This is a genomic window from Betaproteobacteria bacterium (genome assembly GCA_009377585.1).
Taxonomy (GTDB): Bacteria; Pseudomonadota; Gammaproteobacteria; order Burkholderiales; family WYBJ01; genus WYBJ01.
This window is the reverse complement of sequence record WHTS01000081.1, coordinates 19025-28575: the sequence shown is the minus strand read 5'-3', so window position 1 is coordinate 28575 and position 9551 is coordinate 19025. Positions and strand designations below refer to the sequence as shown.

Sequence of the window (9551 nt, the reverse complement as noted above, 5' to 3'; positions counted from 1 at the left end):
TTCACTTCCATTTCCGATTTCACTGGTCATTCCTCTCGAAATGTGGTCGGTTGGGTAAGTCGCCGGCATTGCGTACGCGCGACACTGGACAAAAATGACAAAACCCGGCTTACGCACTATCCAGTATGCAGAAGATGTTATCTAAAGCAACCCCATTGTCGATGCGCGTCGAGATGGCGTCTGTGCGTCATCGAACACTACGGCAGTGCGCGCATCTGTGCTTGAAACGCGAGCACGCTTGCGGCGGCCTGCACAGGCGTGCCAGTCGGTCGCGAAGCATTTGCCTGGGCGCCGACGACCGTTGCGAACTCGGAAACCGCAAATGTCGGATTGGGTGTTCGTCGATTTCGGTCACCCGCGCAAAGAAACTGGGCGAAGCGGCGCAGAATAGCGACGTAGCAAGCTTAAGGAGATTACGATACGGGCCCGAGGTCATTGATGCGCCATTCAAACCTTTTCGCTCGCCTGTTGCTTGCGGGCGCGCTCTTTCCGACAACCGACGTATCCTCCGCATCGCTCAACCTGTTGGGGATGGAAGACATGTCCTGCGCCGCGTGGAAAAGAACTATCGACCCCGAGCTACGCGAACCCTACATCCAATGGGTGCGCGGTTTTCTCAGCGGTCATAACTATGCGAATCAATCGGCGCAAGTCAATGAGGTCTCGAAAGCCACGGTGGCGACGTTTGTCGACCGCTTTTGCGCGGAGCATGCTGATGCCACGGTCAGCGACGCAGCGATGCGAATGAGCGATCGATACTCCGGGCGCAATTCGCCGATAACACGATAGAGGCGTTTCGAAGCAAGCAAACCCGGCCACGGTGTCCGCTGAAAGTTTCGGTCTCTCGAAGATATTTGAACGCCACATCGCCGGGAACCCGTCACTTCAACGGAATTCGACCGGTTCGCGCGAGCGCGGGCCTTCAGGGAGATCGTCAGCCTCCCGTCGCAGCACCGCTCAGGACGCTCCCCCGAGAAATCCAAGCGCTTCAGGGAGCCATTTTCTCAGGTTATCGCGGAGCGGCGCCCGTGGTGCAAATCAGCTGGCCTTTTTCCAATCGGTGAGCAGACGGTCGAATTCCTTCTTCACCACTGCGTAGCACTCGCAGACGCTGCGCTCTACGCCTGGCCTGTCGAGCACAGTGATGCGTCCACGGCTGTAGCGGATGAGGCCGGCACGCTGCAGGTTTCCGGCTGCCTCCGTCACCCCTTCGCGGCGTACGCCCAGCATATTTGCGATCAGCTCCTGGGTCATCACCAGCTCGTTGGACGAAAGCCGATCGAGGCTCAAGAGCAACCACCGGCATAACTGTTGCTCGACCGAGTGGTGCCGGTTGCAGACGGCCGTTTGGCACATCTGAGTGATCAGCGCCTGGGTGTAGCGCAACAAAAGCTGCATCAGCTGTCCGCCCCGGTGGAATTCTCCCTTCAGGATAGCCGCCCTAACCCTGTAGCCCTCTCCCGTGCTCTGTACGACCGCACGGCTTGGGGTGGTATCGCCGCCCATGAACAGCGAAATACCGACGACCCCCTCGTTACCGACGATCGCTATTTCCGCTGAAGCACCGTTTTCCAACACGTATAGGAGCGAAACGATGGAGGTTGTCGGAAAGTACACGTGCTGAAGCTGGCTGCCGGACTCGTAGATCGAGCTGCCAAGCGGCATCGAAACCGGCTCGAGATGCGGTATCAGACGGCCGAAGACATCTGCCGGCAGAGCGGTGAGCAAGTGATTCTTGCCCGGATCGGGGGGACTTGGCATGACCGGCGCAGCATCCTTCTCAGGAAGAGGCCAGCTTATCCGAGGCTAGCCCTCCAAGGTGGCCGCATCACTCACTGCTTTATCGCCCTGGTGAGCAGCCGATCCACTTCCATCGTTAGCAAAGCATAGCATTCGCACGCGCGGGCCTCCACTTCGGCCCGGTCGCGCAGTTCAATCCAATGGCCGCTGTGCCGAATCAGGCCGTCGCCGCCCAGCTGGCGCACGAGCGCCCCTATGGATTCGCGGCGCGCTCCCAGCACGTCGGCAAGCAACTCTTGCGTGATGCCGATCCGCTTTGACGAATGGCGGTCCAGCGTCGACAGCAGCCAACGACAGAACCGCTGCTCGAGCGAGTGATGTCTGTTGCACGCGGCCGTATTCACCATTTGCGCAATCAGTGCCCTCGTATGAATCAACAGCAAGTCGAGCACGGGGCCTGCCCGATCGATCTCGCCTCTCATGAACTGAGACTTTATGCGGTAGCCCTCGCCCGCGCACTGCACGACCGCTCGATTAGGCGTCACAGCGTCGCCGATGAAGAGCGCCAATCCCACCAGGGCTTCGCTTCCCACCATTGCGATGCCCGCACACGCGGCATCGTCCATAACCTGCAGCATGGAGACGATGGACGTGGTAGGAAAGTAGACATGACTCAAGTCGGTGTCGTACTCGTGCAGGACCTTCCCGAGCGGCATCTCAATGCGTTCGAGATCCGGAAGAAGGCGTGCGTAACAGTTTTCAGGTACAGCAGCCAACACCTGGTTCTGCTTGGGAAAGCATGCGACGGACATGGATATCCTTCAGCGTTGCATTCGGCGGTTTGCGCCTACAACCGCTGCTGTCGAGTTTCGAAAAGGGTGCCCCGCCGACCGGCTTCCGGGCGCGGACTCTTTCGAACCGCTGTAAACAAACTGCGTACGCGATGCCGACAAGCCGCATACGTGAACCATTGAATCTCGCCATCGGGTCCGGCAGCGGTACGTCTCAAGCCGAAGCGCCTTCGGTACCTTCTATAGCACGCATGCTGCAGCGGATCCGCTATTCCCGGTTGCTCTCGAAAGGTCACGACCTGTCGAAGCATCACGAACAATTCTGCCGCCGACAGCACGCTCTCGACTGATCCCTGCGCTTGGCACCCGCGCTTTGCGTATCCATCAGCTGCTCTCGATCATATGTGCAGTGATCAGACAAGCGCTTGCAGTGGCGGCTGTCATGAGTAGCGACTTCTCCGAGCACATGGAATAGAAACAGTCTAAGTCTTCCGCTGCAAATGATCCGTGCGTTTCCGAACACAGATCCCAACAAATCCAGTGTGGTACCGCGGAACTCATCATGGCAGCACCCAATCCGCGCGCCCAAAACATAGTGACTTTTCGTCAGGGTCGGTACGTTAGCTGCGCGAGCTGGATTAAGGCGCCTTGGATTGCGACGCGCTAGCGCGAACGTCAGCACGAGACTGGACAGCATCATGGGGCAGACTGACGGCTCAGGGGCCAGTGTTGCATAAGGGTATCCTCTTGAGCCGACAAACGTTGCATTATCAGACTTCCCTACACCATTCAAAATGGGTAATCGATTGCGTCGATCGGAAGTCGAGGGATCGCCTTGAAGTGGTGTGCGTGCAAGGCAGTTGTTGCTATGCTCGCCAGCGCACAGACCCCGGCAACAGCGAAGCGGACACTTGCTCGAAACAGCCTTCCTCGAGAAGCAGCTCACCGAACGGCAAAGGCGTGGGGAGGAAGGTTCATGCCGTTCGGGTCCACATACCAAGGAACCAGCATGACCAAGCTCACCAGCAGTGCGATAGCCATGTCGATCGGTCTCGCTTTCAGCATCGGTGCGATCGCGCAAACGATGTCTCCGGAACAATATCGCTCCGGCAAGGATCGGATCGCCGCCGACCACAAAGCTGCATCGACGGCTTGCGATTCTCTCGCCGGCAATACCAAAGACATATGCAAGGCTGAGGCCGGCGGCAATGACAAGGTCGCCCGGGCGCAGCTCGACGCGAAATATCAACCGTCGCCGGACGCGAGTTACAAGGTGCGCCTCGCCAGAGCAGAAGCCGATCTCTCAGTGGCGACGGACAGGTGCGACGACAAGGCCGGCAACGTCAAGGATGTCTGTGTCAAGGAAGCCAAGGCAGCCGAGGCAAGCGCCAAGGCGGAAGCAAAGGCGCAGCTGACGACCGCGAACGCGAACGAGCAAGCCGCCCGCACCTCGGCAGCAGCAAACGACAAGGCCGGCGAAAAGGGTGCCACCGCCCGCAAGGACGCGGCATCGGCCAAGCGTGACGCCGAGTACACCGTGGCGAAGGAAAAGTGCGATGCGTTTGCCGGCGACGCCAAGAGCAACTGCATGAACGAAGCGAAGGCGCGCTTCGACCGGTCATGATTTCCGCTACAGGATGCGGGAGCTCGTTTTCGAACAGGTAGATTAAGCGGGAGGCAGCGCAATGAGAATGATGCAGCAGTACTGGATAAGTGGAATTGCGGCAGTGATCCTGATTGCCACCGGCGGTTGTGCCGGAATGACGGCACAGGAGAAGGGCACCGCCACGGGTGCCGTGGTTGGGGGAGTCGCGGGCAACGTCATGGGTGGCGGCGTGCTGGGAACGGCCGCTGGAGCGGCGGTTGGTGGTGTCATCGGCCATGAAGTGACCAAGCCGAAGTAAGAGGCACAAGCGACGCCGGTAGCAACACGTCGTGCCCCGCAGGGGGGCGGCGTGTTCACGCGTCCGGGCCTATGACGATTCTTGACCCCGGGAAGACTGCATCCGGCACCTGGCCGCGCTGTGAATGTCCGGATTCGCTTCGGCCCGCTATCTGCATAGATCGCGTCATTTCAGCGACCCTTGCTCGCATCGGGGAAACTCGTGTTTGACGCCCCGCGCGCAGCCGCACCCTCCGAAGCACCCTTGTCAGGCGGTCAACCGCTAGCGCCGCCCGAACGCCATACCCGTTACCGCGCGATGAATGTTGGGGTGAGCGTCATTGCGATCGTCGCCGCTGTTGCTGCGCTGTATCTTGCACGCGCATTCGTCATCCCGTTGCTTCTCGGCATCTTCGCCAGCTATACGTTGAGCCCCTTGGTCGACTGGTTGAAGGCGTGGCGCGTGCCGCGTCCGTTGGCGGCGGCCCTGGTACTGAGTGTGCTCGCAGGCGGCGTGTCATGGCTCGGCGTCTCCTTGAGCGACGGCGCGGCAGAGATGACCGAGAATCTTCCACGTGCCGCGCAGAAATTGCGGCAGAAATTGAACGCCGCAGGCAGCGGTGGACCGACTGCATTGCAGAACATGCAGGAAGCGGCCGGTGAGCTGGAGGGCGCGGCGAGCAAAGCGGGCGTGAAGCGCGGAACGAGTGTCGCGTCCGATCGTGCGCCCGAGGTCTCGTCCTGGTTGAGGGAATACGCGCTCGCGCAGACGGGTTTGCTGTTCGCGGTGATAAGCCAGGCGCCCGTCGTGTTGCTGCTCACCTATTTCCTGCTCGCCTCGGGCGAACACTTTCGCCGCAAGCTCGTTCAGGCCGTGGGCCGGTCGCTTTCGCGCAAGAAGGACACGGTGCGCATCCTCGATGAGATCGACGCACAGGTCAAACGCTACCTACTTTCGATGCTGTTGTCGAATGTTCTGGTCGGCGTGGGAACCTGGCTCGCGTTCATGGCCCTTGGAATGGACGAGGCGGGCGTGTGGGGGGTCGCGGCAGGTGTACTGCACTTCATCCCGTATCTCGGGCCGGCATCGATTGCCATCGCAAGCGGCGTAGTGGGCTTGCTGCAGTTCGACTCGTTGGTCTACGCGCTCACCATCGCGGGCGTATCGCTGCTGATCGCAGGCACGGTCGGAGTCGCGCTGACGACTTGGTTGCAGAGCCGCTTCGCGCGCCTGAACGCCGCGGTGCTGTTCATCGCGTTGCTGTTCTTCGGCTGGCTGTGGGGCGCGTGGGGCCTGTTGCTGGGCGCACCGCTGATCGCGATCGTCAAGGCGATCTGCGATCGAGTTGAATCGCTCAAACCGGCGGGCGAGTTGCTCGGTCGATGATGACTGTCATAGCGCGTGGCGATCGATCGATAGCACTCCAAGACGTTACAGATCGGTGTGTCTCCGTTCAAATAGGGTCCTAGCCGAGAAGCTGCCGGGTTCACGAGCCAGGCCTCGACGTCCTTGGAGCGGGGTACACAAATTGCCTCGCATAGGAGCGTATTCATTGTGCGCTGTCGAACAGACTAGAGGACCCGCCATGGGTACTATATTGAATACTCGACGGCACCCCTGGAAAGAAACCAATGAAGATGAAATCACGTTCACTGATTGCACTAGGGCTGATTGGCTCCGGCGTCGTCGCTGCCTTGGAGACCTTACGTAAGGCACGGCACAAGAAGGATAAGAGACAGGAAGAAGCCGCCATCAGAGCTTGGGAGGGCGAAGGCGGTAGTAGTTCGAGTTCGGTGCGCGCCAAAGACAACGTCACCTATCGATAGTCCGAAAAACTTCACTGAAATTGCTTCTGCAGTACTGCCGTTCGAACCGATGATCTTGCGGTGGCCGCAATCGAACAACGATCGAGGCCTCATGCGGATGGCTTCAACGTTCGCGAAGCGTAACGCATTGACATATTGAGGGTCGGTATGTGCGCTCCCGAACATCCTCCGGCTACGGGATGGAGTATTGTCTGGCAATGTTGCACGAATTCCTTTCCGACAATCGCGATGAGCTGATCGACCGATGCAGGTCGAAAGTCGTACAAAGGCCGGGTCCTCTTGGGCGTCCTGAGCTGGAGCATGGGATACCACTGTTCCTCGACCAGCTTGCCAAAACGCTCCGAGTCGAGCGGACGCCGGAACCCTTGCAGAGTCGGAAAGTTTCTGGTCCAGCCGGCGGCGGGAATCGGGTGTTATCGGAGATCGGTGAGACAGCAACCCTTCACGGCCGGGAACTATTGCAGCATGGCTTTACCGTCGACCAGGTGGTTCACGACTACGGGGATCTCTGCCAGGCGATCACGGACCTCGCATTCGAACGCAGTGCCCACATCGAGATAGACGAGTTCCGAACGCTCAATCGGTGCCTGGACAATGCGATTGCGGATGCCGTCACCGAGTTCTCGTATCAGCGAGAAACGTCAGTCACCGACCAAGCGGTTCATGCGTTGAATGAACGGCTCGGATCGCTCGCGCACGAGCTACGCAACCACATCAATACGGCGACGCTCGCACTAAGCTCTATCAAGGCGGGCAACGTGGGCTTGAGCGGGGCGACGGGGGCCGTACTGGACCGCAGCTTGATTGCACTGCGCAGTCTCATCGATCGCTCACTCGCCGAAGTGCGTGTAACTGCGGGGATGCCGGCACACCATGAGCTGTTTTCTCTTGCGGGCTTTATCGCGGAGGTCAAAATCTCCGCAGCACTTGGGGCTCAGGCCCGGGAGTGCGGATTTACCGTCTCTGCAGTCGACCCGGGACTCGCGGTCGATGCCGACCGGGACCTGCTTTTCTCGGCGGTGGGCAACTTGCTGCAGAACGCATTCAAGTTCACGCACCCGCATACCGAAGTCTCATTGAATGCCTACGCGGCAGCCGATCGCATTCTGATCGATGTGCGCGACAACTGTGGCGGTCTTCCGCCGGGCCTCGCAGAGCGAATGTTCCTGCCGTTTGTCCAGGGAGACGCCGATAAGTCCGGCCTCGGCCTTGGCCTATCGATCTCCCGGCGCAGCGTCGCCGCGAATGGTGGCGTCCTCCGCGTCCGCGATGTGCCGAGGGCCGGATGCATCTTTACGATTGATCTGCCTCGGCATCGATTGTCGACGCCGCCGGATCATCGCGTGACGTAAGCACCTCGACCCCCAGTGCCGTAATCATCTCGTCCTCGACGATCTCTGTCGAAACCTGCTAGCCGTCCATGCCAGGCATCTCAACATCGGGGAATGAGTATTGCTTATTCCGCACTATGCTTGGCAACGAACAGAGAGATCACCGCGAGAGAGGGAGAATCACTATCGTGAGGAGGACCTGCAGTCCCATCAGGGTCCTTTTAACGCACAGGAGATACATCATGTTCCGACGCATATTGGGAATGGTGACGCTGCTAGGCATGCTGGGCACGATCGCAGGCTGCAACACGATCGAAGGCATGGGAAAGGACATTGAACGAGGTGGTGAGGCGACGCAGGATACCGCGAAAGACGTGAAGAACAGGATGTAATTGATGAATCTTGACTGGTTATTCTTTTCCGGATTGCTTGATCTCCCCTGGTGGGGCTACGTCACCGCGGCCTTGGGACTAACCCATCTCACCATCGTCGCGGTCACGGTGTTCCTCCACCGACATCAGGCGCATCATGCGCTCGATCTGCATCCGGTCGTGAGCCATTTCTTCCGACTTTGGCTATGGCTGACGACTGGTATGGTGACGAAGGAGTGGGCCGCGATCCACCGCAAGCATCATGCGAAAGTCGAGTCTGCGGAGGATCCCCATAGCCCGCAGGTGCTGGGCATCAACCGCGTGCTGTGGGGTGGGGTGCTGCTCTACGTCCGGGAGAGCCGCAAGCGGGAAACCATCGAACGCTACGGCCATGGCACCCCCGACGACTGGCTTGAGCGCACTATCTATTCCCGCTACGTGAAACTGGGCTTGACGCTGATGGGGTTGGTCGACCTGGTCCTGTTCGGCATCGTGCCTGGGGTGCTGATCTTCTTGACACAGATTGTGTGGATCCCGTTTTGGGCGGCCGGTGTGATCAACGGCATCGGCCACTATTGGGGCTATCGCAACTGGGGCACGGAGGACGCCAGCGCCAATATCGTGCCATGGGGCATCTTGATCGGCGGCGAGGAGCTGCACAACAACCATCATGCGTTCACGACTTCCGCCAAACTATCGAACAGGTGGTATGAGTTCGATATCGGCTGGATGTACATCCGAATGCTCGAATCCTTAGGTCTCGCGAAAGTCAATCGCGTCGCTCCCGTGCCGCGAGTGGTCGCGCCCCGACCGACCCCCGATCTAGAGATGCTGCGTGCGGTGATCACGAACCGATATGATGTCATGGCGCGATTCGCCAAATCGTTGAAGCGTACTTTTGCCGAGGAGCACGACGTACTGCGGTGCACGGCGCCCCGAGACGCTCGCGCGCTGCGGGATGTCGAACGTTTGCTCGAGGGCGGGGACGTAACGGACCAGGCCGATCAAGGGAAGCTCGCCGCGGTATTGGAAAGGTCGCGCGCGCTGCAGACCGTTTACTCCATGCGCCGCGAGCTCGTGGCATTGTGGGGGCGCTCTACGGCACCCAAGGAGCAACTGGTACATCGGCTGCAAGATTGGTGCCGGCGTGCCGAGGCGAGCGGCATTCCTCCGTTGGTCGAATTCTCCCAGCGCTTGCGTAGCTATGCCTAGAGCGCAGGATGCCAAGGACTTCGCGCAATTCGCGAAGACGCCGCTCACGATTCCCACCGTTTTTCGAGAACAGGAAATACATTCATGAAAATCCGTCCCCTGCACGACCGTCTGATCATCAAGCGGCTGGACGAAGAGCGTAAGACTGCCTCAGGCATTGTCATTCCGGACACCGCTGCTGAGAAACCCGAGCAAGGGGAAGTGACAGCCCTCGGCAAGGGCAAGATCCTGGAAAACGGCAAAGTTCTCGCTATCGACCTCAAAGTCGGCGACCGGGTGCTGTTCGGGAAATATTCCGGGCAAACCGTAAAAGTTGAAGGCGAAGAGCTGCTCGTGATGCGCGAAGAAGACATCATGGGCGTTATCGAATAATCCGACGAACAAACCAGGAAAATTC

The 9551-nt window shown here is 59.4% G+C and carries 11 protein-coding genes; 9 read left to right on the top strand and 2 right to left on the bottom strand.

All coding sequences use genetic code 11. The annotated features are described in order from the left end of the window. The first annotated feature begins 438 nt into the window (after nt 1-438). Entirely contained in the window at nt 439-789 is a 351-nt protein-coding gene (locus GEV05_21405) for a hypothetical protein (GenBank protein ID MPZ45895.1), read from the top strand. Between the two features lie 249 nt (nt 790-1038). Here GEV05_21405 and GEV05_21400 read toward each other — a convergent pair whose 3' ends face one another. Together GEV05_21400 and GEV05_21395 are read right to left on the bottom strand one after the other, a co-directional pair. Further along, nucleotides 1039-1761 (bottom strand): helix-turn-helix domain-containing protein, encoded by a 723-nt coding sequence (locus tag GEV05_21400; protein MPZ45894.1) that lies wholly within the window; start codon nt 1759-1761, stop codon nt 1039-1041. Between the two features lie 71 nt (nt 1762-1832). Beyond that, on the bottom strand, nt 1833-2552 hold the full coding sequence (locus GEV05_21395) for a helix-turn-helix domain-containing protein (GenBank protein MPZ45893.1): 720 nt from the start codon (nt 2550-2552) through the stop codon (nt 1833-1835). A gap of 988 nt (nt 2553-3540) precedes the next feature. Here GEV05_21395 and GEV05_21390 point away from each other — a divergent pair. The 8 genes from GEV05_21390 to GEV05_21355 all read left to right on the top strand — a co-directional run bounded on the left by GEV05_21390 (nt 3541) and on the right by GEV05_21355 (nt 9526). Continuing rightward, complete coding sequence (locus GEV05_21390) at nt 3541-4155, top strand: hypothetical protein (GenBank protein ID MPZ45892.1); 615 nt, start codon at nt 3541-3543, stop codon at nt 4153-4155. A 61-nt stretch (nt 4156-4216) separates the two neighbouring features. Continuing rightward, complete coding sequence (locus GEV05_21385; GenBank protein MPZ45891.1) at nt 4217-4435, top strand: glycine zipper 2TM domain-containing protein; 219 nt, start codon at nt 4217-4219, stop codon at nt 4433-4435. 297 nt (nt 4436-4732) lie between these two features. Then, complete coding sequence (locus GEV05_21380; protein MPZ45890.1) at nt 4733-5800, top strand: AI-2E family transporter; 1068 nt, start codon at nt 4733-4735, stop codon at nt 5798-5800. 245 nt (nt 5801-6045) lie between these two features. Then, nucleotides 6046-6240: a hypothetical protein gene (locus GEV05_21375; protein MPZ45889.1), complete on the top strand. Its 195-nt coding sequence runs from the start codon at nt 6046-6048 to the stop codon at nt 6238-6240. A 200-nt stretch (nt 6241-6440) separates the two neighbouring features. Beyond that, complete coding sequence (locus GEV05_21370; protein MPZ45888.1) at nt 6441-7592, top strand: sensor histidine kinase; 1152 nt, start codon at nt 6441-6443, stop codon at nt 7590-7592. Nucleotides 7593-7813: 221 nt separating this feature from the next. Further along, a complete protein-coding gene (locus GEV05_21365; protein MPZ45887.1) occupies nt 7814-7963 on the top strand; it encodes an entericidin A/B family lipoprotein in 150 nt (49 codons plus the stop codon). A gap of 3 nt (nt 7964-7966) precedes the next feature. Further along, the gene (locus GEV05_21360) at nt 7967-9154 is read left to right on the top strand and encodes an acyl-CoA desaturase (GenBank protein ID MPZ45886.1); all 1188 of its coding nucleotides are present in this window, start codon (nt 7967-7969) and stop codon (nt 9152-9154) included. 84 nt (nt 9155-9238) lie between these two features. Beyond that, nucleotides 9239-9526, top strand: a complete 288-nt coding sequence (locus GEV05_21355; GenBank protein ID MPZ45885.1) for a co-chaperone GroES — start codon at nt 9239-9241, stop codon at nt 9524-9526. The last annotated feature ends 25 nt before the right edge of the window (nt 9527-9551 follow it).